Source organism: Pseudomonas sp. AMR01 (assembly GCF_041946035.1).
Lineage (GTDB): Bacteria > Pseudomonadota > Gammaproteobacteria > Pseudomonadales > Pseudomonadaceae > Aquipseudomonas > Aquipseudomonas antarctica_B.
Map to the genome: position 1 here is coordinate 131,513 of NZ_JAUTYR010000006.1, position 22,199 is coordinate 153,711.

Consider the following 22,199-nt stretch of genomic DNA (forward strand, 5'->3'; position numbering starts at 1 on the left):
ATCCTCACTGAACCGCGACCGCTGGCGTGTTCAACAACACAACGGCAGCAGTCACCAGCAAATTGATCAGGGTCAGCGGCAGGCAGAATCTCCAGCTGAAATCCATCACCTGGTCATAGCGCGGGCGCGGAATAGAGGCGCGCAGCAGGATGAACAGCATGATGAAGAACGCCGTCTTCAAGAAGAACCAGAAGAACGCCAGTTGCGGCAGGATGTTGAACGGGCCATGCCAGCCGCCGAAGAACAGCGTGACCAGCAGGGCCGAGATCAAGATGATGCCGATGTATTCGCCAACGAAGAACATGCCCCATTTCATGCCGGCGTATTCAATGTGGTAACCGTCAGCCAGTTCCTGTTCTGCTTCCGGCTGGTCGAACGGGTGACGGTGAGTCACGGCGACGCCAGCGATGAAGAAGGTACAGAAACCGAAGAACTGCGGAATGATGAACCACAGGTTCTGCGCCTGGTACTCGACGATGTCGCGCATGTTGAACGAGCCGACCTGCACCACGATGCCCATCAGCGCCAGGCCCATGAACACTTCGTAGGACACGGTCTGGGCCGAAGCCCGCAAGCTGCCCAGCAGGGCGAACTTGTTGTTACTCGACCAACCGGCGAACAGCACCGCGTAGACCGACAGACCGGCCATGGCGAAGAAGAACAGCAAGCCGATGTTCAGGTCCGCCACGCCCCAGGTCGGGGTGATCGGGATGACCGCAAAGGCGATCAGCAAGGCGCTCATGGCCACGACCGGTGCCAGGGTGAAAATCACCTTGTCGGCAAACGGCGGGGTCCAGTCTTCCTTGAAGAACATTTTCAGCATGTCGGCAGCGATCTGGAACATGCCGAACGGGCCAACGCGGTTCGGACCGTAACGGTCCTGCCACCAGCCCAGCAGGCGACGTTCGACGAAGCTGAGCAGGGCGCCCGCAACGACCACGGCCAACAGGATCACGATGGCCTTGACGACCGAGATGATCACGTCGATCACTTCAGGGGTGAACCAGGTCATTGCGCTGCCTCCTGCAGACCGTCAACGGTTTTGCCAAAGATGGCCGCTGGAATACCGGCGATGCCTTTAGGCAGCGCGACCAGGCCGGCACCCAACTCATTGTTGATGCGCAGCGGCAGACGCAGGGTCTGGCCGGCTACGGTCAGGCTGAGCAGGGCACCGTCATTGACGCCCAGGCGATCGGCTTCGGACTTGGCTACGGACACATAAGCCGCCGGGATGCGTTCCTGAACCGGCGCGGCTTTGGAAGAAGTCTCTTCACTGCCGAACAGGTGGAAGAACGGCACAACCTGCCAGGTGCCCTGAGCCGGGTTGAACGGACGCGGTACGGCGGCGAACCAGTTCAGCGAATCACCGGTGCTTTCGATCAGGCGGGTGCCCGGGTCGCCAGCGCGGATATGACCACCGACTTCGTCCTGGAACTTGTTCCAGGCCTGCGGCGAGTTCCAGCCCGGCGACCAGGCAAACGGCACCTGCTGACGCGGCTCGGCCGAACCTGAATAACCTTCCATGGAGAAGTTGAATGCGGTGTCGATGTCCTGCGGCGTGCGCGGTTCATGCACGCTGATGTTGGCGCGCATGGCGGTACGACCGGAGTAACGCAGCGGTTCACGGGCCAGTTTCAAGCCCTTGATGCGGAACGCGGCGGACGGTGCAGCATCGACGATACGCGCCAGCTGCGGTGCACTGGCGGCAACGGCGGCGGTGACGTGGTCGAGCTGGGTCCAGTCGATCGGCTGATTCAGCAGGGTCGCGCGCAGGGCATGCAGCCAGCGCCAGCCTTCGTGAACCAGGATGCTGGCGTCCATGTACTTCGGATCGAACACCTGGAAGAAGCGCTGGGCGCGGCCTTCCTGGCTGACCAGGGTACCGTCGCCTTCGGCGAAAGTGGCGGCTGGCAGGACCAGGTCGGCGCGTTCGCTGGTGGCGGTTTTCTGGTGGTCGGCGACGATCAGGACTTTGGCGGCGTCTAGCGCTGCGTCGACCTTGGCCGAATCCGTGCGGGTGTACAGGTCGTTTTCCAGTACCACGATTGCGTCGGCTTTGCCGTCGATCACCGCTTGCAGGGCTGCGTCCAGTGACTCGCCACCGAGCATGGCCAGGCCGAGGCTGTTGGCTTCCGGCACGACCAGGCTGATGGAGCCGTTCTTGTCACGCAGCTTCAAGGCTTTGGCGATGTTGGCAGCGGCTTCGATCAGCGCCTTGGAACCCAGTGAGGTACCGGCAATGATCAATGGGCGCTTGGCGGCCAGCAGGGCGTCGGCGATGCGCTGGGCCAGTTCCACCGCTTCAGCGTCCAGGCCTTCGACGGCAGGCGCGCTGGCGTCGAGGGCGTGGGCCACGGCGAAACCGAGGCGAGCCAGGTCGTCCGGTGCGGCGTGCACACATTCTTCGGCGATGTCGTCGAGCTTGGTTTCTGCCAGGCTTGCGATAAACAGCGGGTTCAGCGCGTGTTGGCCGATGTTCTTCACGGCGGCGTCGAGCCAAGGCTGTACGCGCATGGCGTCGGCCATGTCTTCAGCCTTGCCTTTGACCGACTGGCGCAGCGACAGGGCGATACGCGCAGCGGTCTGGGTCAGGTCTTCGCCAAGGACGAAGATCGCGTCGTGGTCTTCGATGTCGCGCATGTTCGGAACCGGCAGCGGGCTGTCGTTCAGCACTTGCAGGACCAGACGGATGCGCTCCAGCTCAGCGGCTTCGATACCGCAGTAGAAGTGCTCGGCGCCAACCAGTTCGCGCAACGCGTAGTTGCTTTCGAGGCTGGCACGCGGCGAACCGATACCCACGATGTTGCGGCCGCGCAGCAGGTCGGCGGCTTTATCCAGCGCGTCGTCCAGGCTCAGCTTGGCGCCACCGGCCAGCAACGGCTGGCGTGGGCGGTCTTCGCGGTTGACGTAGCCATAGCCGAAACGGCCACGGTCGCACAGGAAGTACTGGTTCACCGAACCGTTGAAGCGGTTTTCGATGCGACGCAGTTCGCCGTAGCGTTCGCCCGGCGAGATGTTGCAACCGCTGGAGCAGCCATGGCAGATGCTCGGCGAGAACTGCATGTCCCACTTGCGGTTGTAACGCTCGGAGTGCGTCTTGTCGGTGAACACACCGGTCGGGCAGACCTCGGTGAGGTTGCCGGAGAATTCGCTTTCGAGCACGCCGTCTTCAACGCGACCGAAGTACACGTTGTCGTGGGCGCCGAAGACGCCCAGGTCAGTGCCGCCGGCGTAGTCTTTATAGAAGCGCACGCAGCGGTAGCAAGCGATGCAGCGGTTCATTTCGTGGGAAATGAACGGGCCCAGTTGCTGGTTCTGGTGGGTGCGCTTGGTGAAGCGATAACGCCGCTCGTTGTGGCCGGTCATCACCGTCATGTCTTGCAGGTGGCAGTGACCGCCTTCCTCACAGACCGGGCAGTCGTGGGGGTGGTTGGTCATCAGCCATTCAACAACACTGGCGCGGAACGCCTTGGATTCTTCATCTTCGATGGAGATCCAGGTGTTGTCAGTGGCGGGCGTCATGCAGGACATGACGATACGACCACGGGTGTCGTTCTCGTCGGTGTATTGCTTGACCGCACACTGGCGACAGGCACCGACGCTACCAAGCGCGGGGTGCCAGCAGAAATACGGGATGTCGAGGCCTAATGAGAGACATGCCTGTAACAGGTTGTCTGCCCCATCGACTTCGAGCGCTTTGCCGTCTACGTGGATAGTGGCCATGGTTCAAAGTTCTTCGTTGGCCCGTTGTCAGCGGGCGTGGCTAATGGAATCTTGTTATTCATGTGCATCTACACAGCCATCAAGGCGTCAGCACATGAGAAAGCGAGGGGCACGGACCCTTCGCCTTTTTAAGCGTTACGCGCCGACCATGGTCGGTGATGCCACCTGATTGAGATCGCCCGCGCGGGTTGGCGCGATGCCTGCCTCGAATTCAGAGCGGAAGTATTTGATTGCGCTGCCCAATGGCTCCACGGCGCCCGGTGCGTGAGCACAGAAGGTCTTGCCAGGACCGAGGAAACCGACCAGACCCAGCAGGGTCTCGATGTCGCCGGGCTGGCCTTCGCCTTTCTCGATCGCCATCAAGAGCTTCACGCTCCACGGCAAACCGTCACGGCATGGGGTGCAGAAGCCGCAGGACTCACGGGAGAAGAACTGCTCCATGTTGCGCAGCAGCGAGACCATGTTCACGGTGTTGTCCACCGCCATCGCCAGGCCAGTACCCATGCGGGTGCCGACCTTGCCGATGCCGCCGGCGTACATTTGTGCGTCAAGGTGCTCGGGCAGCAGGAAGCCAGTACCGGCGCCGCCTGGTTGCCAGGCTTTCAAGGTGTAGCCGTCGCGCATGCCGCCGGCGTAGTCCTCGAACAGCTCGCGTGCGGTCACGCCGAACGGCAGTTCCCACAGGCCAGGGTTCTTGACCTTGCCGGAGAAGCCCATGAGCTTGGTGCCCATGTCTTCACTGCCTTCGCGGGCCAACGATTTGTACCAGTCAACGCCGTCGCCAATGATCGCCGGCACGTTGCACAGGGTTTCAACGTTGTTCACGCAGGTCGGCTTGCCCCACACGCCCACGGCGGCAGGGAAGGGCGGCTTGGAACGCGGGTTGGCGCGGCGGCCTTCGAGGGAGTTGATCAGTGCGGTTTCTTCACCGCAGATGTAACGCCCGGCGCCGGTGTGCACGAACAGTTCGAAGTCAAAACCCGAACCAAGAATGTTCTTGCCCAACAGGCCAGCGGCCTTGGCTTCTTCCACGGCACGGGTGAGGTGCTTGGCGGCGGTGGTGTACTCGCCACGCAGGAAGATATAGCCACGGTAGGTTTTCAGCGCGCGGGCGCTGATCAGCATGCCTTCGATCAGCAGATGGGGCAGTTGCTCCATCAGCATGCGGTCTTTCCAGGTGTTCGGCTCCATTTCATCCGCGTTGCACAGCAGGTAGCGGATGTTGATGGATTCGTCTTTGGGCATCAGGCCCCACTTAACGCCCGTGGGGAAGCCTGCACCGCCGCGACCTTTAAGGCCTGCGTCTTTCACGGTCTGGACGATGTCGTCCTGGGCCATGTCGGCGAAGGCTTTACGCGCCGCCGCGTAACCGTTTTTGGCCTGGTACTCGTCGAGCCACACCGCCTCGCCGTCGTCACGCAGACGCCAGGTCAGCGGGTGAGTCTCTGGCGAACGCTTGATCAGGTTGGCCGGGCCGAAAGATGTAAGGGTCATGGGTAGCCCTCGAGCAATTGGGTGACGCCAGCAGGCTGCACGTCACCGAATGTGTCGTCGTCGATCATCAACGCCGGCGCCTTGTCACAGTTGCCCAGGCAGCACACCGGCAGCAGCGTGAAGCGGCCGTCCGGAGTGGTTTGGCCAAGGCCAATGCCCAGCTTGTTCTGAATCTCGCTGACCACGGACTCGTGGCCACCGATGTAGCAGACCATGCTGTCGCACACGCGAATGATGTGACGGCCTACCGGCTGGCGGAAGATCTGGCTGTAGAACGTGGCCACGCCTTCAACGTCGCTGGCGGGAATACCGAGCATCTCGCCGATGGCGTAGAGGGCGCCGTCGGGCACCCAGCCACGTTCCTTCTGGACGATCTTCAAGGCTTCGATCGACGCCGCGCGCGGGTCTTCGTAGTGATGCAGCTCGTGCTCAATGGCCGAGCGTTCGGTTTCACTCAAGGTGAAACGGTCTGTCTGGATAAGCGTGCTATTCATGCTTAGCGGTCCACGTCGGCCATAACGAAATCGATACTACCCAGGTACGCAATCAAGTCCGCGACCATCTCGCCTTTGATCACCGAAGGGATCTGCTGCAAGTGCGGGAAGCTTGGGGTGCGAATCCGAGTGCGGTAGCTCATGGTGCCGCCATCGCTCGTCAGGTAATAACTGTTGATACCCTTGGTCGCTTCAATCATCTGGAAGGATTCGTTGGCCGGCATGACCGGGCCCCACGAAACTTGCAGGAAGTGCGTGATCAGGGTTTCGATGTGCTGCAGCGTGCGCTCTTTGGGCGGCGGCGTGGTCAGCGGGTGATCCGCCTTGTACGGACCTGCCGGCATGTTGCGCATGCACTGCTCGATGATCTTCAGGCTCTGGCGCATTTCTTCGACGCGCACGATGCAACGGTCGTAGGCATCGCCGTTGGCCGCCAGCGGCACTTCGAACTCGAAGTTCTCGTAGCCGGAGTATGGGCGCGCTTTACGCAGGTCGAAATCGCAACCGGTCGAACGCAGGCCAGCACCGGTGACACCCCATTCCAAGGCTTCCTTGGTGTTGTACTGCGCAACGCCAATGGTGCGGCCCTTGAGGATGCTGTTGTCGAGCGCGGCTTTCTGGTACTCGTCCAGACGCTTGGGCATCCAGTCGATGAACTCTTTGACCAGACGCTCCCAGCCGTTCGGCAAGTCGTGTGCTACGCCGCCGATGCGGTACCAGGCCGGGTGCAGGCGGAAACCGGTGATGGCTTCGATCACCTTGTAGGCGCGCTGACGGTCGGTGAAGGTGAAGAACACCGGGGTCATGGCGCCGACGTCCTGGATGTAAGTACCCAGGAACAGCAGGTGGCTGGTGATGCGGAAGAACTCGGCCATCATGATGCGGATGGTGTCGACGCGATCCGGTACCTTGATGCCGGCAAGCTTCTCCACCGAAAGCACGTACGGCAGGTTGTTCATCACGCCGCCAAGGTAGTCGATACGGTCGGTGTACGGGATGAAACTGTGCCACGACTGACGCTCGGCCATCTTCTCGGCACCACGGTGGTGGTAACCGACGTCGGGCACGCAGTCGACGATTTCTTCGCCGTCCAGTTGCAGGATGATGCGGAAGGCACCGTGAGCCGAAGGGTGGTTCGGGCCCAGGTTGAGGAACATGTAGTCCTCATTGGTGCCGGAGCGCTTCATGCCCCAGTCTTCCGGACGGAAGCGTGCAGCCTCTTCTTCAAGCTGTTGCTTGGCGAGGTTGAGGCTGAACGGGTCGAATTCGGTGGCGCGCGCAGGGAAGTCCTTGCGCAGCGGGTGACCTTCCCAGGTCGGCGGCAACATGATGCGCGTCAGGTGCGGGTGGCCCGGGAAGTCGATGCCGAACATGTCCCACACTTCACGCTCGTACCAGTTGGCGTTCGGCCAGATACCGGTCACGGTCGGAATGCTCAGGTCGCTCTCGGAGAGCGCCACCTTGATCATCACGTCGCTGTTACGTTCCAGCGACATCAGGTGGTAGAACACGGTGAAATCGGCGCCGCTTGGCAGGCCCTGGCGCTTGGTGCGCAGACGCTCGTCCACGCCATGCAAGTCATAGAGCATGACGTACGGCTTGGGCAGGTTGCGCAGGAAGGTCAGGACTTCGACAAGCCTGGCACGCGCCACCCACAGCACCGGCATACCGGTGCGTGTGGCCTGGGCGGTGAAGGCGTCAGGGCCAAAACGGTTATTGAGTTCGACAACCACATCCTGGTCGTCTGCCTTGTAAGGCGGGATATACAGAGCACTGCCTGTAGTCATGGTTTTTTATCGCTTTCGGTCAACGTAAAGAATGAAGCCAGGTTTTCGTTCTATAAAAGAAGCGGGGCTGGATCAGACTTCGTCGGGGCTGCGCAGGTTGGTGACTGCGATACGCTGTTCGCGGCGCTGTTCCTTTTGCGAAGGCATCTCGGCGCGGTACACGCCTTGATCGCCGACGACCCAGGAAAGCGGACGACGCTCCTTGCCAATCGATTCCTGCAACAGCATCAAGCCTTGCAGGAATGCTTCAGGGCGAGGCGGGCAGCCAGGCACGTAGACGTCCACGGGCAGGAACTTGTCCACCCCTTGAACGACGGAGTAGATGTCGTACATGCCACCGGAGTTGGCGCACGAACCCATGGAGATAACCCACTTTGGTTCGAGCATTTGCTCGTAGAGACGCTGAATGATCGGCGCCATCTTGATAAAGCAGGTACCGGCGATAACCATGAAATCCGCCTGACGCGGTGATGCCCGGATAACTTCGGCGCCAAAGCGCGCGATGTCGTGGGGCGCCGTGAAAGCGGTGGTCATTTCCACGTAGCAGCACGACAGACCGAAGTTGTAAGGCCACAGGGAGTTTTTACGCCCCCAGTTGACCGCGCCACTCAGCACGTCTTCGAGCTTGCCCATGTAGATGTTTTTGTGGACTTGATCTTCTAACGGATCGGAAACGGTTTCGCGTTCGCCGATAGGGTACTGATCGTTAGGAGCATCCGGGTCGATCCTGGTGAGATTGTATTGCATCGCCAAAGCCTCATTGTTTCAGCTTCGCTTGCCGCTTACGACGAGCTTCCGGAGCCCAGTCAAGGGCGCCCACTCGAAATAGGTAGACAAGGCCTGCCAACAGAATTGCTATGAAAACGAGAGCTTCGACGAATCCGGTCCAGCCGCTTTCGCGGACGGACACAGACCAGGCAAAGAGAAAAAGGGCTTCGATATCGAAGATCACGAAGAGCATCGCGACCAGATAGAATTTGGCTGAGAGCCGCAAGCGGGCGCCACCTGTAGGCAGCATGCCGGACTCGAACGGTTCATTTTTGCTGCGGCCCCAGGCTTTTGACCCGAGGAGGCTGGAGACACCGAGCATGAAGGCACAAAGGCCGACAACACCGAGGAGGAAAATGGCAAAGCCCCAGTTGTGGGCCATGAGTCCTGTCGCTTCGGTCATGCTGGAAATCCTTAACAGAGAGCAAAGGTCTCTGAGCTCGAAAAAGTAACGATGCAGTGACGATATGTCGCACTGCAATCAATCGCGGTGATTTTATGGCTAAACACCGGGCAAGTAAAATTCCTATAGCGAAATTATTCCGTGGAATAACCACATAGTGCACCTTCTTGGGGCTGCGGCCCTTGCGGGGCGGGGATTAGCGGGCATTTGGCCAATTCTGTTTTGTTTGAGCGGTAACGAAGTTTTCATGGGCTAAATGATAATGAATGTTGTTTGCGTGGGGTTTAAGCGAATGTTTCTCGTGTGGCGGGGGAAGTTGTTGTTACTTGCTCGATTGCCGCTAGTTGCTGGAACAGATCTTTTAACCGATTTGATCGGTGGGAATACCGCTCTGGATCAATGTTTTGCACAAAACTCTCAGGTTGAGTGCATTCCCCTTGTGGGAGCGGGCTTGCTCGCGAAAGCGGTGGGGCGGTCAGCACATCAGTGTCTGAACCAGCGCTTTCGCGAGCAAGCCCGCTCCCACATTTTGATCTGCATTGTGTCAGGGCGGTCTTTCCTTGGCGCAAAAAAACGCCCCGAACAAGTCGGGGCGTGATGGTTGTGCGGCACTGCGGTTAGGTCTTCCCTGAGGCCGCAGTGGCCGTGTACTCGCGATTACTCAGTGAAACTGCTCTTCTTCAGTCGAACCCTTCAGTGCAGTCACCGAAGAAGACCCGCCCTGAATCACGGTAGTCATGTCGTCAAAGTAGCCAGTGCCCACTTCCTGCTGGTGCGCCACAAAGGTGTAACCCTTGGAAGCGTCAGCGAACTCCTGCTCCTGCAGCTTCACGTAAGCCGTCATGTCGTTGCGGGCGTAGTCGTGCGCCAGGTTGAACATGCTGTGCCACATGTTGTGAATGCCAGCCAGGGTGATGAACTGGTGCTTGTAACCCATGGCAGACAATTCACGCTGGAACTTGGCGATGGTCGCGTCGTCCAGGTTCTTCTTCCAGTTGAAGGAAGGCGAGCAGTTGTAGGACAGCAACTGGTCCGGGTATTCCTTCTTGATCGCTTCAGCAAAGCGACGCGCTTCGTCCAGGTCCGGCTTGGCGGTTTCGCACCAGATCAGGTCGGCGTACGGCGCGTAGGCCAGGCCGCGGGCGATAGCCTGGTCGAGACCGGCGCGCACTTTGTAGAAACCTTCCTGAGTACGCTCGCCCGTCACGAACGGCTGGTCGTACGGGTCGCAATCCGAAGTCAGCAGGTCTGCCGCGTTGGCATCGGTACGCGCCAGAATGATGGTCGGCGTACCGGCAACGTCAGCGGCCAGGCGGGCAGCGGTCAGCTTTTGTACGGCTTCCTGGGTGGGCACCAGTACCTTGCCGCCCATGTGGCCGCATTTTTTCACCGACGCCAGTTGGTCTTCGAAGTGCACGCCGGCAGCGCCTGCCTCGATCATGCTTTTCATCAGCTCGTAGGCGTTGAGTACGCCGCCGAAACCGGCTTCCGCGTCGGCCACGATCGGTGCGAAGTAGTCGATGTAGCCTTCATCGCCCGGACCTTTACCGGCTTTCCACTGGATCTGGTCGGCACGGCGGAACGCGTTGTTGATGCGCTTGACCACGGTTGGAACCGAGTCCACCGGGTACAGCGATTGGTCGGGGTACATGGATTCAGCGGAGTTGTTGTCCGCTGCCACTTGCCAGCCGGAGAGGTAGATCGCCTGGATACCGGCTTTCACCTGTTGCACTGCCTGGCCGCCAGTGAGGGCGCCCATGCAGTTGACGAAATCTTTGTCGGGACGGAAGGAAGGCTTGGCACCTTGGGTCACCAGGTTCCACAGCTTCTCGGCGCCGAGTTTTGCAAAGGTGTGCTCAGGTTGAACCGAGCCACGCAGGCGGACGACGTCAGCAGCGGAATAAGCGCGGGTCACGCCTTTCCAGCGTGGGTTTTCAGCCCAGTCTTTTTCAAGGGCTGCAATTTGCTGTTCGCGTGTCAGTGCCATGGAGATAAACCTCGTCGCGTTTAGAAGATCCGTTTTCCAGCCGTGCATTCAATGCGTGGGCGGGGCTGCTCGCTTACCAGAAGCTTAGGCGGTCATGTCGGGTTTGGCGGGGAATGCGACGGGATGAACGTGTTGCGAGAGGGGAGCAGGTAGCAGGCACACCGAGAACAGTCTTCGGGCATCGTGGGCCCTCGGGTATTCGTCAGTGTGTAGCCGGGTTACCTGGATAGCTTCCGTCCCTCGGGACAACTTCGTTCCAGTCGCAACCTCGTCAAACACACCTTGTGGGCGGTACAGACACGAATCGGCTCAGGTGGGTAGCTTAGAGCGACGATCCGAAGGCCCTTGCCAGGGCCCCTGATTAGCGGGAGCGAGGCCATCATGCCCATGCTTTTTTCGATCGTCAAACGTTTTGTAGTGCTTTTTTTGAAGCACTACATCTTTAGTCTAATACGACCCGCCAGTCAGTTTTTGGTGCTTCAGTTCAGGGTGTCGACCTTGACCCGCAACGTCAGGTCATCACGGCCCTGAGTAGAGTAGCTGCGGGTTGTAGAGGATTTATCGGCCTGGGTCTCGCGATTGATGCCGGCCAGAGGAATCCATTCACCCAAGCGCCCGCTGACCGTTGTGTCGGTACTTTGAACGTTCACTACATCGGGACGTTCCTGGCTCATGCGGTCACGGTTGGTACTGATAGCCAGGTGAACGGTCTCGCCGGTGACACTGGCGGTGACGTAGAAGCCTTGGGTTACGTTGCGGTACTGGGTCTGATTTTGCGGGCGACCGTAGGCGTCAGGCTGCGTGGTGGTGAGCGGCACGCTCTGACCGACCTGAATCAATGCCGGCACACCTTCGCTGGCCTGGATCTGCTGCACGCCGCCGTCACGGCTGGTGGTACCGTAGCTGATGATGCGGGTTTGGCTGTCGCCGGTGTTTTGCTGATTGTTCTCGTTGGTGTCGACGGTGATCAGCAGGCGCTTGGCGGGCGTGTCGAGCTGAGAAAGCAGTGCGCGCAGGTCCTGGATCTTGCCGGGGTCGGCATTCACGATCAGCTGATTGCCATAGGCGCTGACGGTGCCGTCCTTGCCAATAAAATTCTGCGCCACCGGCAGCAAGTCGGTGCTGGTGCGGTTGCTCAGGTTGACGACTTCAGTGTCGGCCATGGCTGAGGCGCTGGCGGTCAGGAGGAGGGCGGTGAGCAGGGTGCGTAGGGACATGTCCGTTATCTCTGCGAGTCATTTAGCGTGATAGTGCCAGTTTGTCGGCCTGGCATGTCGCAAGTTTAGTGGCGAGCGGACTTGTTGTAGTGAGCGGGTTTGTTGTGGCGAGCGGGCTTGCCCCGCGTTGGGCTGCGCAGCAGCCCCATAAAAAAACGCCGCGTTCTTTCAGAAAGAACGCGGCGTCTCAGTTTGGGGCTGCTGCGCAGCCCAACGCGGGGCAAGCCCGCTCGCCACAGCCTCAGCCACAGCCACAGCGAGTCAGGTCAGCCCTCGCGCACCATGTCTACATGCGGGATGCCGACTTCAAGAAACTCATCGCTGACAATCTTGAATCCCAGCCGCTCATAAAACGGCGCCGCATACACCTGCGCGCTGAGAAACTGCGTGGTTTGCCCGCGCTTCTCGGCCACTCCGATCACGGCTTCCATCAGCTTGTCGCCGACATGTAGCCCGCGCCAGTCCTTGAGGACCGACACGCGACCAATCTCGCCGGTGGGCAGCAACCGCGCGGTCCCAATCGGGAAGTCGCCTTCAAACGCGAGGAAATGCACCGCGCCTGCGTCTTCGGCATCCCATTCCAGCTCGGGTGGAACCGATTGTTCAGCGATAAATACCGCCTCACGAATGCGCCGAATCTCGTCGATATCCTTTCGCCAGTCCGCGACACTTACGTGAAGTTTATTCATCAGCAAATCCCAGGCTTCCTTGCTTGACCAATTCGCACAGCAGGTCGCGGCCGTCTTCATCGGCGAGCCATTCGCCGAGGTTGTCGCTGTGCAAGGCGTCGGCGGCGCAAATCAGTTTCAACAGCTCGCGCAGCTTGCCTGGCAGGTAACGGCTCTGGCCGCTGGCGAACAGCAACACGTCGTCGTCGACTTCAGACCACGCCAGGCGTGCGCTTGGGTTGCGGATCAGTACGGCGCCGTCTTCCAGGCTGGCGACTACGTCCGCTTCCTGCAGTTCTTCCGGGCCGGCCACCAGTTCCGGGTAGCGCGGCTCGGTCATGAACTGGCCGAACCAGGTCAGCAGCATGCGCTCGTCGCTCATGTGCTCGGCCAGCAGGCTTTTCAGGCGGCCGAGGGCATCGCTCTGAATCTGGTGCGGGTCGCTGACCGGCTGGGCGTCGGCGTCGGTGTAACGCTCTTCGTCCGTCAGGTATTGGCTGAGGAAGTCGGTGAAGTGGGTCAGCACCTCAGCGGCGCTCGGTGCGCGGAAGCCGACCGAATAGGTCATGCAATCATCTTCGGCAATGCCGAAATGCGCCAGGCGTGGTGGCAGGTAAAGCATGTCGCCCGGTTCCAGTACCCATTCAGCGCTCTCTTCAAAGTCGGCGAGGATGCGCAGGTCGGCGTGTTGCAGCAGCGGGCTTTCGGAGCTGCACATCTGGCCGATTTTCCAGTTGCGCTTGCCCTGGGCTTGCAGCAGGAACACGTCATAGTTATCGAAGTGTGGGCCCACGCTGCCGCCGGGTGCGGCAAAGCTGATCATCACGTCATCGATACGCCAGCTCGGCAGGAAGCGGAACTGCTCCAGCAGCTCGGCGACTTCCGGCACGAACTGGTCGACGGCCTGTACCAGCAGGGTCCACTCACGCTCGGGCAGGGTGCTGAAGGCATCTTCAGCGAACGGGCCGCGACGCAGTTCCCAAGGGCGCTCGCCGTGCTCGATTACCAGGCGCGATTCGACTTCTTCTTCCAGCGCCAGGCCGGCCAGTTCGTCGGCGTCGATCGGGCTTTCGAAATCAGGGATGGCCTGACGGATCAGCAAGGGTTTTTTCTGCCAGTAGTCGCGCAGGAATTCCCGTGCCGTGATGCCGCCCAGAAGTTGAAGAGGGATATCAGGATTCATGTGTAACCTATTGAAAAAAAGTACTTTTCAGACTGGAATAAAAACGCCCGGCGCTGCCGGGCGTCTCAAAGGGGCTTGCGCTGATCAGATGCGCTTGGCTTGCTCTACAGCGTTGCCGATGTAGTTGGCCGGGGTGAGCAGTTTCAGCTCGGCCTTGGCGGCGGCTGGCATGTCCAGGCCGTCGATGAAAGTTTGCAGCGCTTCGGAGGTAATGCCCTTGCCGCGCGTCAACTCTTTGAGCTTCTCGTAGGGGTTTTCGATGTTGTAGCGGCGCATTACGGTCTGGATCGGCTCAGCCAACACTTCCCAGCACGCGTCCAGGTCAGCGGCGATTTTCTGCGCGTTGAGCTCCAGCTTGCTGATGCCTTTGAGGCTGGCTTCGTACGCGATCACGCTGTGAGCGAAGCCCACGCCAAGGTTGCGCAATACGGTGGAGTCGGTCAGGTCGCGCTGCCAGCGGGAGATCGGCAACTTGCTGGCCAGGTGCTGGAACAGGGCGTTGGCGATGCCGAGGTTGCCTTCGGAGTTTTCGAAGTCGATCGGGTTGACCTTGTGCGGCATGGTCGACGAACCGATTTCACCGGCAATGGTGCGCTGCTTGAAGTAGCCCAGGGAGATGTAGCCCCAGATATCGCGATCGAAGTCGATCAGGATAGTGTTGAAGCGCGCAATCGCGTCGAACAGCTCGGCGATGTAGTCGTGCGGTTCGATCTGCGTGGTGTACGGGTTGAAACCCAGGCCCAGCTCGTCTTCGATGAAGGCGCGGGCGTTTTCTTCCCAATCGATTTCCGGGTAGGCGGAGAGGTGGGCGTTGTAGTTGCCCACGGCGCCGTTGATCTTGCCCAGCAGCGGTACGGCGGCGACTTGAGCGATTTGACGCTCCAGGCGGTACACCACGTTGGCCAGTTCTTTACCCAGGGTGGTCGGCGAAGCCGGCTGACCGTGGGTGCGCGACAGCATTGGCACGTCAGCAAAACGGATCGCCAGTTCGCGGATGGCGTTGGCGGTCTGGCGCATCAGCGGCAGCATCACGTCATCACGGCCTTCGCGCAGCATCAGGGCGTGGGACAGGTTGTTGATGTCCTCGCTGGTGCAGGCAAAGTGGATGAACTCGCTGACCTGGGCCAGTTCCGGCAGCTTGGCCGCTTGCTCTTTGAGCAAGTATTCGATGGCTTTTACGTCGTGGTTGGTGGTGCGCTCGATCTCTTTCACACGCTCGGCGTGCTCCAGGGAGAAGTTTTCCGCCAGAGTGTTCAACACAGCGTTGGCTTCGGCAGAAAACGCCGGCACTTCGCTGATGGCAGGGTGAGCGGCCAGGCGCTGGAGCCAGCGCACTTCAACCAGTACACGAGCACGGATCAGGCCGTATTCGCTGAAAATAGGGCGCAGGGCCTGGGTTTTGCCGGCGTAGCGGCCGTCAACAGGGGAAACCGCAGTGAGCGAAGAGAGCTGCATGGGGTGTTCTCGGACAGTCGGGCAACGAAATGGGGCGCGTATCATACATGAAAAAATTCGCCGGTCCGTTGCCAACTGACCGGCGTATTACGCGTAACGGCTTGAAAATGCGCAGTCGATGCGACTTATTCGTTGCGCATCAACGGGTAAAGTTCTTTAAGCAATTTGCGCCGGCTGATCACCAGCTGCCAGCGATGACCGCCCAATTGGCGCCACAACCGCGCCGAACGAATACCGGCCAGGAGCAGGGCGCGGATTTTCGAGGCGTTGTTCGGTTGTTGCAGGTTGCGCATGTCGCCGTGCACCTGAATGCGCTGGCGCAAGGTGCTCAAGGTGTCCTGGTACAGCGCACCACAGGCTGCGATCACGTTTTCATGGGCCGGACCGAAGTGTTCCACCTGGGACTGAATCTGCGGCAGGCGCTTGCCGATGGTTTCGAGCATGTCGTCGCGTTTGGCCAGTTGGCGCTCAAGACCCAGCATCGACAAGGCGTAGCGCAATGGCTCGCGTTGCAACGTGCTGGGGTCGCGCTCCAGGGCGCCGATCAGCGCGCGGTAACCTTCGCGCAGCGCCAGGTCATCGCCGCCGTAGACTTCCAGGGTGTCCTTGGGGTCGCGGATCAGCAGGCTGCCGAGCATGCAGGTCAGGCCGGCTTCGGTGACCTGGCCGGTCTTGGCGATCTTGTCCACCAGTACGGCGGCGAGGAAAACCCCGCCGAGCGCCGTCAACTGCTCCTGAGTCGGGCTCATGCCGGGTTGCTCCAGGCTTCGGCGATTTCAATCACGCCGCCGCCCAGGCAGATCTCGCCGTCGTAGAACACCACGGACTGGCCAGGCGTGACCGCGCGTTGCGGGTCATCAAACGTGGCGCGGTAGCCGCTGGCGGTTTGTTCCAGGGTGCACGGCTGGTCGCTCTGGCGATAGCGCACTTTGGCGGTAAGGCGGCGCGGGGTCGTCAGGTCGATCGGGTTGACCCAGTAGATGTCCGAGGCAAGCAGGGCGCCGGAGAACAGCAGCGGGTGCTCATTGCCCTGGCCGACGATCAGCTCGTTGTGCTCCAGGTCCTTGATCAGCACGTACCACGGCTCTTCGCCAGCGTCTTTCAAACCGCCTATGCCCAGGCCCTGGCGCTGGCCGATGGTGTGGTACATCAGGCCATGGTGGCGGCCGATGACATCGCCTTCGGTGGTTTTGATTTCGCCCGGTTGTGCCGGCAGGTATTGCTTGAGGAAGTCGCTGAAGCGGCGCTCGCCAATAAAGCAGATCCCGGTGGAATCCTTTTTCTTCGCGGTGGCCAGGCCGTGTTGCTCGGCGATCCTGCGCACTTCGGGTTTTTCCAGCTCGCCGACCGGGAACAGCGTCTTGGCGATTTGTTCACCGCCGACGGCGTGCAGGAAGTAGCTCTGGTCCTTGTTCGGGTCCAGGCCCTTGAGCAGTTCGGTGCGGCCATCGACGTCGCGACGGCGCACATAGTGGCCAGTGGCGATCAGGTCGGCGCCAAGCATCATGGCGTAGTCGAGGAACGCCTTGAACTTGATTTCGCGGTTACACAGGATGTCCGGGTTCGGCGTGCGACCGGCCTTGTATTCGGCCAGGAAGTGCTCGAACACGTTGTCCCAGTACTCGGCGGCGAAGTTGGCGGTGTGCAGCTTGATGCCGATTTTGTCACACACGGCCTGAGCGTCCGCCAGGTCGTCCATGGCGGTGCAATATTCCGTTCCATCGTCTTCTTCCCAGTTCTTCATGAACAGGCCTTCCACCTCATAACCCTGCTCCATGAGCAGAACGGCGGAAACGGAAGAATCCACGCCGCCGGACATGCCGACGATGACGCGCTTCTTTTGTGTGTCAGAAGGGGCTGGATCACGCATAGGGTTTCAACGGGTGTCTTGAAAAAGGACGCGATTCTATCAGGCTCGCGCCTTCAAGGCTAAAGAGAAGGGCGGATCAATTCGAGGCTGTGGCACTGGCCGGCCAAATAATCATCAATGCAGCGGATGATCAGTTCGCTGCGCCAGTCGCCGCGCAAGGCCATCAGCTCGTCGCGGGTCAGCCAGCGGGCGCGGATGATGCCTTCGTCGAGTTGATAGTCCGGGTGGTGTTTCAGCGCCTTGGCGATAAAGCAGACGCGCTGGTAGGTCACGCCGTTGCTGGGGGCGGTGTACAGGTAGATGCCGACGATGCCGGTGGCTTCGACGTCCCAGCCGGTCTCTTCAAGGGTTTCGCGCACGGCGGCGTCGGTCAGGGTTTCGTGCGGGTCAAGGTGGCCGGCAGGCTGGTTGAGCACGGCGCGGCCGCCCTTGAGTTCTTCGACCATCAGGAAGCGGCCGGCGTCTTCGACGATGGTGGCGACGGTGATGTGGGGTTGCCAGGTCATTTAAAATCTCGATTCAGAGGGTGGCGCGGTCAGTGTGGGAGCGGGCTTGCTCGCGAAGGCGGTGTGTCAGTTGATAGATAGGTTGACTGACACACTGCCTTCGCGAGCAAGCCCGCTCCCACATTTTGATCCGGTTTTTTCAGTTAAAGAGTAAAAACAAAAACCCCGGCACGGGGCCGGGGCTTCTTTGCATCCTTACAACCTTACACCAGCGCAGCAATCGCCGCGTTGAGGGTGTTGCTTGGGCGCATGGCTTTGCTCGTCAGCTCCGGGTTCGGCGAGTAGTAGCCGCCGATGTCCACTGGCTTGCCTTGTACTGCATTGAGCTCGGCAACGATGGTTGCCTCGTTCGCGGTCAAGGTTTCAGCCAGTTTGCTGAAGCTCGCCTGCAGCGCAGCGTCTTCGGTCTGGGCGGCCAGGGCTTGAGCCCAGTACAGCGCCAGGTAGAAGTGGCTGCCGCGGTTGTCGATGTTGCCGACTTTGCGCGAAGGCGACTTGTTGTTGTCGAGGAACTGGCCGGTGGCCTGGTCCAGGGTCTTGGACAGTACCAGGGCTTTCGGGTTGTTGTAGTTCACACCCAAATGCTCAAGGGACGCGGCCAGGGCCAGGAACTCGCCCAGGGAATCCCAGCGCAGGAAGTTCTCTTCCACCAGTTGCTGCACGTGTTTCGGAGCCGAACCGCCGGCGCCGGTTTCGAACAGGCCACCGCCGTTCATCAGCGGCACGATCGACAGCATCTTGGCGCTGGTGCCCAGTTCCATGATCGGGAACAGGTCGGTCAGGTAGTCGCGCAGCACGTTGCCGGTCACCGAGATGGTGTCCAGGCCCTTACGGGTGCGTTCCAGGGTGAACTTCATCGCGTCGACAGGCGACATGATGCGGATGTCCAGACCTTCGGTGTTGTGGTCTTTCAGATAAGCCTGAACCTTCTCGACCACGACGCCGTCGTGCGCGCGCTGTGGGTCCAGCCAGAAAATGGCCGGGGTGTCGCTGGCGCGGGCGCGGTTGACGGCCAGTTTGACCCAATCCTGGATCGGCGCGTCTTTGGTCTGGCACATGCGGAAAATATCGCCGGCTTCGACTTTCTGTTCCATCAGCAGGTTGCCCTTGCTGTCGGTGACGCGAACAACGCCGTCAGCCTTGATCTGGAAGGTCTTGTCGTGGGAGCCGTACTCTTCGGCTTTTTTCGCCATCAGGCCAACGTTTGGCACGCTGCCCATGGTGGTTGGGTCGAAAGCGCCATGGTCCTTGCAGTCTTCGATGACCGCCTGGTAAATGGTCGCGTAGCAGCGATCCGGGATCACGGCCTTGGTGTCGTGCAGTTGGCCGTCGGTGCCCCACATTTTGCCGGAGTCACGGATCATGGCCGGCATCGAGGCGTCGACGATCACGTCGCTCGGCACGTGCAGGTTGGTGATGCCTTTGTCGGAGTTAACCATCGCCAGCGAAGGGCGAGCGGCGTAGACCGCCTGAATGTCAGCTTCGATCTGCGCTTGCTGCTCGGCCGGAAGGGCCTTGATGCGCGCGTACAGGTCGCCGATGCCGTTGTTCAGGTTAAAGCCGATCTGTGCCAGCACGTCAGCGTGCTTGGCCAGGGCGTCTTTATAGAACTCGGCAACGATCTGGCCGAACATGATCGGGTCGGAGACCTTCATCATGGTGGCTTTCAAGTGAACCGACAGCAGCACGCCTTGTTTCTTGGCGTCTTCGATTTCAGCGGCAATGAACGAACGCAGGGCTTTTTTGCTCAGCGTGGCGGTGTCGATGATTTCGCCGGCTTGTACCGAGGTTTTTTCTTTCAGGACGGTCGCAGTGCCGTCTTGAGCGATAAGCTCGATTTTGACAGTGTCAGCGGCTTCGATCTGTACGGCTTTTTCGCTGCCGTAGAAGTCGCCGTTGCTCATGTGCGCGATGTGCGACTTGGAGTCTGCAGCCCAGGCGCCCATTTTGTGTGGGTGCTTGCGTGCGTAGTTCTTGACCGACAGCGGTGCGCGACGGTCGGAGTTGCCTTCGCGCAGTACCGGGTTCACGGCGCTGCCCTTGACCTTGTCGTAACGTGCGCGGGTTTCTTTTTCCGCGTCGGTGGTTACGGTTTCCGGGTAGTCCGGCAGGGCGTAGCCCAGGGCCTGCAGTTCCTTGATCGCAGCTTGCAGCTGAGGGGTCGAGGCACTGATGTTAGGCAGTTTGATGATGTTGGCTTCAGGCGTGACGGCCAGGTCGCCCAGTTCGGCGAGGTGGTCCGGTACGGCTTTGGCGCCCAGTTGCTCGGGGAAACTGGAGAGGATGCGCCCGGCAAGGGAGATGTCGCGGGTTTCCACAGCAATATCAGCTGAAGCGGTGAAGGCCTCTACGATAGGCAGCAGTGAATAGGTGGCGAGGGCTGGGGCTTCGTCAGTGAAGGTATAGATGATCTTCGAGCGGGTGGGCATATTCGGATTAACTCTCTTCTTTGCTGAAAGCGTGCGCAGAAACTCGAGATGCGCCGGGTGGAGCGCGTTCGTTCAAAGTCATCCATGAGCGAAATGTCGAGGTTCTTCGCGGTGATGTTGGGTTGCATCAGTCGAGCGTCAAGCGGGTGGACTATTGTAATAGTCCTGCTTTCTGGCTGAGGGCTCGGTTCTAGAGCGGTCCGCCGTCGTGACTCTTGGGTCAGCGGCAGCATTATACATAGGTCACTATGCTTACGCCGAGCCTTCATACAAAAGGTGCGTCGTCCATTGGTCTAAAGGTCGCAGGTGCCCGTTGCTGCCAGCGCGGGCACGATGTGCTCAAGATTGGCGATTTTGCCGTCTGTATAAAGCCAATAGGCGACTAAACGTGCTGTTTTCGATGCAAATGAGCATGGCGTGAGGTTTCAGTCGTCATTTATGTGGAGTAGGCTCGAACGCAGCCAGATGTTCAATCCATAGATGGAGTCCAACATGGGATACAAGAAGATTCAGGTTCCGGCAGTCGGCGCAAAAATCACCGTCAATCCAGACCACTCTCTTAATGTTCCTGATAACCCGATCATCCCCTACATCGAAGGCGACGGCATTGGTGTCGATATCAGCCCGGTGATGATCAAGGTTGTCGATGCTGCTGTTGAAAAGGCCTATAGCGGTAAGCGAAAAATCTCCTGGATGGAGGTTTACGCCGGCGAAAAGGCCACTCAGGTTTACGATCAGGACACGTGGCTGCCCCAGGAAACCCTGGATGCGGTCAAGGATTACGTGGTGTCCATCAAGGGCCCGTTGACCACCCCGGTCGGTGGCGGTATCCGTTCGCTGAACGTGGCCCTGCGTCAGCAACTCGACCTGTATGTGTGCCTGCGCCCGGTGCGCTGGTTTGAAGGCGTGCCCAGCCCGGTCAAAAAGCCCGGCGATGTTGACATGACCATCTTTCGTGAAAACTCCGAAGATATTTACGCCGGGATCGAGTGGAAGGCCGGCTCGCCGGAAGCGATCAAGGTCATCAAGTTCCTGAAAGAAGAAATGGGTGTGACCAAGATCCGCTTCGATCAGGACTGCGGGATTGGCGTGAAGCCGGTCTCCAAAGAGGGCACTGAGCGTCTGGCGCGCAAGGCTCTGCAATATGTAGTGGATAACGACCGCGATTCGCTGACCATCGTGCACAAAGGCAACATCATGAAGTTCACCGAGGGTGCCTTTAAAGAATGGGCCTACGGTATTGCCGAGAAGGAGTTCGGCGCGACCCTGCTCGACGGCGGGCCGTGGATGCAGTTCAAAAACCCAAAAACCGGCAAGAATGTGGTGGTCAAGGATGCAATTGCTGACGCCATGCTCCAGCAAATTTTGCTGCGCCCGGCCGAATATGACGTGATCGCGACCCTTAACCTCAATGGCGACTACCTTTCCGATGCCCTGGCGGCAGAAGTGGGCGGTATCGGTATTGCGCCGGGGGCCAACTTGTCCGACACCGTGGCGATGTTCGAAGCCACCCACGGCACGGCACCGAAATATGCAGGCAAGGACCAGGTAAACCCGGGGTCGTTGATTCTGTCGGCGGAAATGATGTTGCGGCACATGGGTTGGACCGAAGCGGCCGACTTGATCATCAAGGGCACCAATGGCGCGATTTCGGCCAAGACTGTGACCTATGACTTCGAGCGCCTGATGGACGGCGCCACCTTGGTGACGTCTTCGGGCTTTGGGGATGCGTTGATTTCGCATATGTAGAATGGGTACATAAGACGCCAGCCACCCCTATGGATAGGGGTGGCTGGCGTTTTATGAGTGGGCGCTCGGTGCTTGATTAAGCCGGTTGTTCTTTTGATTCTCGCGTGCGCTTTTCTTTTTTCGCTGTGCCGCCTGAAGCGGGCGCAGTGATATTGACGGCGTGCTTGCCCTTGGGCCCTTGAATAATATCAAAGCACACCGGTTGGGACGCCTTCAGCGTTTTATAGCCTTCCATCTGAATCTGTGAGAAATGCGCAAACAGGTCTTCGTCCTTGCCGTCTTCAATAATGAAGCCGTAACCCTTGGCATTGTTAAACCACTTGACCGTCCCGCTTGCCATAGCCATATCCCTCAGCACCAGACTCCATCACTGGAGTATCATCCAGATTATCCGTCCTAACCCGAATAAATAAGGTTGACTGCGCGGACCTTTTTTACCCACTGTGGGTTCTATTGGTTGTAACAC

At 59.7% G+C, this 22,199-nt stretch carries 18 protein-coding genes; 1 reads left to right on the forward strand and 17 read right to left on the reverse strand.

The features are described 5' to 3' along the window. Nucleotides 1-4: 4 nt before the first annotated feature. The 16 genes from nuoH to Q7C20_RS08445 form a co-directional block, all read right to left on the reverse strand. Nucleotides 5-1,012: an NADH-quinone oxidoreductase subunit NuoH gene (gene nuoH / locus Q7C20_RS08370; RefSeq protein WP_375066719.1), complete on the reverse strand. Its 1,008-nt coding sequence runs from the start codon at nt 1,010-1,012 to the stop codon at nt 5-7. Continuing rightward, complete coding sequence (gene nuoG / locus Q7C20_RS08375; RefSeq protein WP_375066720.1) at nt 1,009-3,723, reverse strand: NADH-quinone oxidoreductase subunit NuoG; 2,715 nt, start codon at nt 3,721-3,723, stop codon at nt 1,009-1,011. The genes nuoH and nuoG overlap by 4 nt, the downstream gene beginning before the upstream one ends. A 135-nt stretch (nt 3,724-3,858) precedes the next feature. Next, a complete protein-coding gene (nuoF, locus tag Q7C20_RS08380; protein WP_375066721.1) occupies nt 3,859-5,217 on the reverse strand; it encodes an NADH-quinone oxidoreductase subunit NuoF in 1,359 nt (452 codons plus the stop codon). Next, nucleotides 5,214-5,711 carry an NADH-quinone oxidoreductase subunit NuoE gene (gene nuoE, locus Q7C20_RS08385; RefSeq protein ID WP_049712670.1) on the reverse strand — a complete coding sequence of 166 codons (498 nt, stop codon included), beginning with the start codon at nt 5,709-5,711 and terminating at the stop codon, nt 5,214-5,216. Before nuoE ends, nuoF begins: the two co-directional genes overlap by 4 nt. Nucleotides 5,712-5,713: 2 nt before the next feature. Further along, nucleotides 5,714-7,498, reverse strand: a complete 1,785-nt coding sequence (nuoC, locus tag Q7C20_RS08390; RefSeq protein WP_375066722.1) for an NADH-quinone oxidoreductase subunit C/D — start codon at nt 7,496-7,498, stop codon at nt 5,714-5,716. A gap of 72 nt (nt 7,499-7,570) precedes the next feature. After that, a complete protein-coding gene (locus tag Q7C20_RS08395; RefSeq protein WP_012724951.1) occupies nt 7,571-8,245 on the reverse strand; it encodes an NADH-quinone oxidoreductase subunit B family protein in 675 nt (224 codons plus the stop codon). A gap of 10 nt (nt 8,246-8,255) precedes the next feature. Continuing rightward, on the reverse strand, nt 8,256-8,669 hold the full coding sequence (locus Q7C20_RS08400) for an NADH-quinone oxidoreductase subunit A (protein WP_003219575.1): 414 nt from the start codon (nt 8,667-8,669) through the stop codon (nt 8,256-8,258). Nucleotides 8,670-9,330: 661 nt separating this feature from the next. Further along, the gene (gene aceA, locus Q7C20_RS08405; protein WP_375066723.1) at nt 9,331-10,656 is read right to left on the reverse strand and encodes an isocitrate lyase; all 1,326 of its coding nucleotides are present in this window, start codon (nt 10,654-10,656) and stop codon (nt 9,331-9,333) included. A gap of 479 nt (nt 10,657-11,135) precedes the next feature. Beyond that, a complete protein-coding gene (locus tag Q7C20_RS08410; RefSeq protein WP_375066724.1) occupies nt 11,136-11,873 on the reverse strand; it encodes a secretin N-terminal domain-containing protein in 738 nt (245 codons plus the stop codon). A 266-nt stretch (nt 11,874-12,139) separates the two neighbouring features. Then, nucleotides 12,140-12,562, reverse strand: a complete 423-nt coding sequence (locus Q7C20_RS08415) for a GNAT family N-acetyltransferase (RefSeq protein ID WP_375066725.1) — start codon at nt 12,560-12,562, stop codon at nt 12,140-12,142. Then, nucleotides 12,555-13,724, reverse strand: coding sequence for a JmjC domain-containing protein (locus Q7C20_RS08420; protein WP_375066726.1), 1,170 nt, complete (start codon nt 13,722-13,724; stop codon nt 12,555-12,557). Before Q7C20_RS08420 ends, Q7C20_RS08415 begins: the two co-directional genes overlap by 8 nt. Before the next feature lie 84 nt (nt 13,725-13,808). Next, nucleotides 13,809-15,179 carry an adenylosuccinate lyase gene (purB, locus tag Q7C20_RS08425; protein WP_375066727.1) on the reverse strand — a complete coding sequence of 457 codons (1,371 nt, stop codon included), beginning with the start codon at nt 15,177-15,179 and terminating at the stop codon, nt 13,809-13,811. Between the two features lie 125 nt (nt 15,180-15,304). Continuing rightward, on the reverse strand, nt 15,305-15,928 hold the full coding sequence (gene hflD, locus Q7C20_RS08430; RefSeq protein WP_046068637.1) for a high frequency lysogenization protein HflD: 624 nt from the start codon (nt 15,926-15,928) through the stop codon (nt 15,305-15,307). After that, nucleotides 15,925-17,049, reverse strand: a complete 1,125-nt coding sequence (gene mnmA / locus Q7C20_RS08435; RefSeq protein WP_375066728.1) for a tRNA 2-thiouridine(34) synthase MnmA — start codon at nt 17,047-17,049, stop codon at nt 15,925-15,927. Before mnmA ends, hflD begins: the two co-directional genes overlap by 4 nt. A 59-nt stretch (nt 17,050-17,108) precedes the next feature. Beyond that, a complete protein-coding gene (locus Q7C20_RS08440) occupies nt 17,109-17,555 on the reverse strand; it encodes an NUDIX hydrolase (protein ID WP_375066729.1) in 447 nt (148 codons plus the stop codon). A gap of 203 nt (nt 17,556-17,758) precedes the next feature. Beyond that, nucleotides 17,759-19,984: an NADP-dependent isocitrate dehydrogenase gene (locus Q7C20_RS08445; protein WP_375066730.1), complete on the reverse strand. Its 2,226-nt coding sequence runs from the start codon at nt 19,982-19,984 to the stop codon at nt 17,759-17,761. 492 nt (nt 19,985-20,476) lie between these two features. Between Q7C20_RS08445 and icd the strand changes: the two genes are divergently transcribed. Continuing rightward, on the forward strand, nt 20,477-21,733 hold the full coding sequence (icd, locus tag Q7C20_RS08450; RefSeq protein ID WP_375066731.1) for an NADP-dependent isocitrate dehydrogenase: 1,257 nt from the start codon (nt 20,477-20,479) through the stop codon (nt 21,731-21,733). Nucleotides 21,734-21,809: 76 nt separating this feature from the next. On the opposite strand, the gene cspD is transcribed toward icd, so the two are convergent. Further along, on the reverse strand, nt 21,810-22,073 hold the full coding sequence (gene cspD, locus Q7C20_RS08455; protein ID WP_375066808.1) for a cold shock domain-containing protein CspD: 264 nt from the start codon (nt 22,071-22,073) through the stop codon (nt 21,810-21,812). Nucleotides 22,074-22,199 lie beyond the last annotated feature (126 nt).

Bases quoted from the DNA above. Each gene is read 5' to 3' on its own strand.
- nuoE (WP_049712670.1), bottom strand. From the start codon at position 5,711: ATGAATAGCACGCTTATCCAGACAGACCGTTTCACCTTGAGTGAAACC.
- Q7C20_RS08395 (WP_012724951.1), bottom strand. From the start codon at position 8,245: ATGCAATACAATCTCACCAGGATCGACCCGGATGCTCCTAACGATCAG.
- Q7C20_RS08400 (WP_003219575.1), bottom strand. From the start codon at position 8,669: ATGACCGAAGCGACAGGACTCATGGCCCACAACTGGGGCTTTGCCATT.
- Q7C20_RS08410 (WP_375066724.1), bottom strand. From the start codon at position 11,873: ATGTCCCTACGCACCCTGCTCACCGCCCTCCTCCTGACCGCCAGCGCC.
- hflD (WP_046068637.1), bottom strand. From the start codon at position 15,928: ATGAGCCCGACTCAGGAGCAGTTGACGGCGCTCGGCGGGGTTTTCCTC.
- Q7C20_RS08420 (WP_375066726.1), bottom strand. From the start codon at position 13,724: ATGAATCCTGATATCCCTCTTCAACTTCTGGGCGGCATCACGGCACGG.
- nuoH (WP_375066719.1), bottom strand. From the start codon at position 1,012: ATGACCTGGTTCACCCCTGAAGTGATCGACGTGATCATCTCGGTCGTC.
- Q7C20_RS08415 (WP_375066725.1), bottom strand. From the start codon at position 12,562: ATGAATAAACTTCACGTAAGTGTCGCGGACTGGCGAAAGGATATCGAC.
- Q7C20_RS08440 (WP_375066729.1), bottom strand. From the start codon at position 17,555: ATGACCTGGCAACCCCACATCACCGTCGCCACCATCGTCGAAGACGCC.
- aceA (WP_375066723.1), bottom strand. From the start codon at position 10,656: ATGGCACTGACACGCGAACAGCAAATTGCAGCCCTTGAAAAAGACTGG.
- nuoC (WP_375066722.1), bottom strand. From the start codon at position 7,498: ATGACTACAGGCAGTGCTCTGTATATCCCGCCTTACAAGGCAGACGAC.
- icd (WP_375066731.1), top strand. From the start codon at position 20,477: ATGGGATACAAGAAGATTCAGGTTCCGGCAGTCGGCGCAAAAATCACC.
- cspD (WP_375066808.1), bottom strand. From the start codon at position 22,073: ATGGCAAGCGGGACGGTCAAGTGGTTTAACAATGCCAAGGGTTACGGC.
- nuoG (WP_375066720.1), bottom strand. From the start codon at position 3,723: ATGGCCACTATCCACGTAGACGGCAAAGCGCTCGAAGTCGATGGGGCA.
- mnmA (WP_375066728.1), bottom strand. From the start codon at position 17,049: ATGCGTGATCCAGCCCCTTCTGACACACAAAAGAAGCGCGTCATCGTC.
- Q7C20_RS08445 (WP_375066730.1), bottom strand. From the start codon at position 19,984: ATGCCCACCCGCTCGAAGATCATCTATACCTTCACTGACGAAGCCCCA.
- purB (WP_375066727.1), bottom strand. From the start codon at position 15,179: ATGCAGCTCTCTTCGCTCACTGCGGTTTCCCCTGTTGACGGCCGCTAC.
- nuoF (WP_375066721.1), bottom strand. From the start codon at position 5,217: ATGACCCTTACATCTTTCGGCCCGGCCAACCTGATCAAGCGTTCGCCA.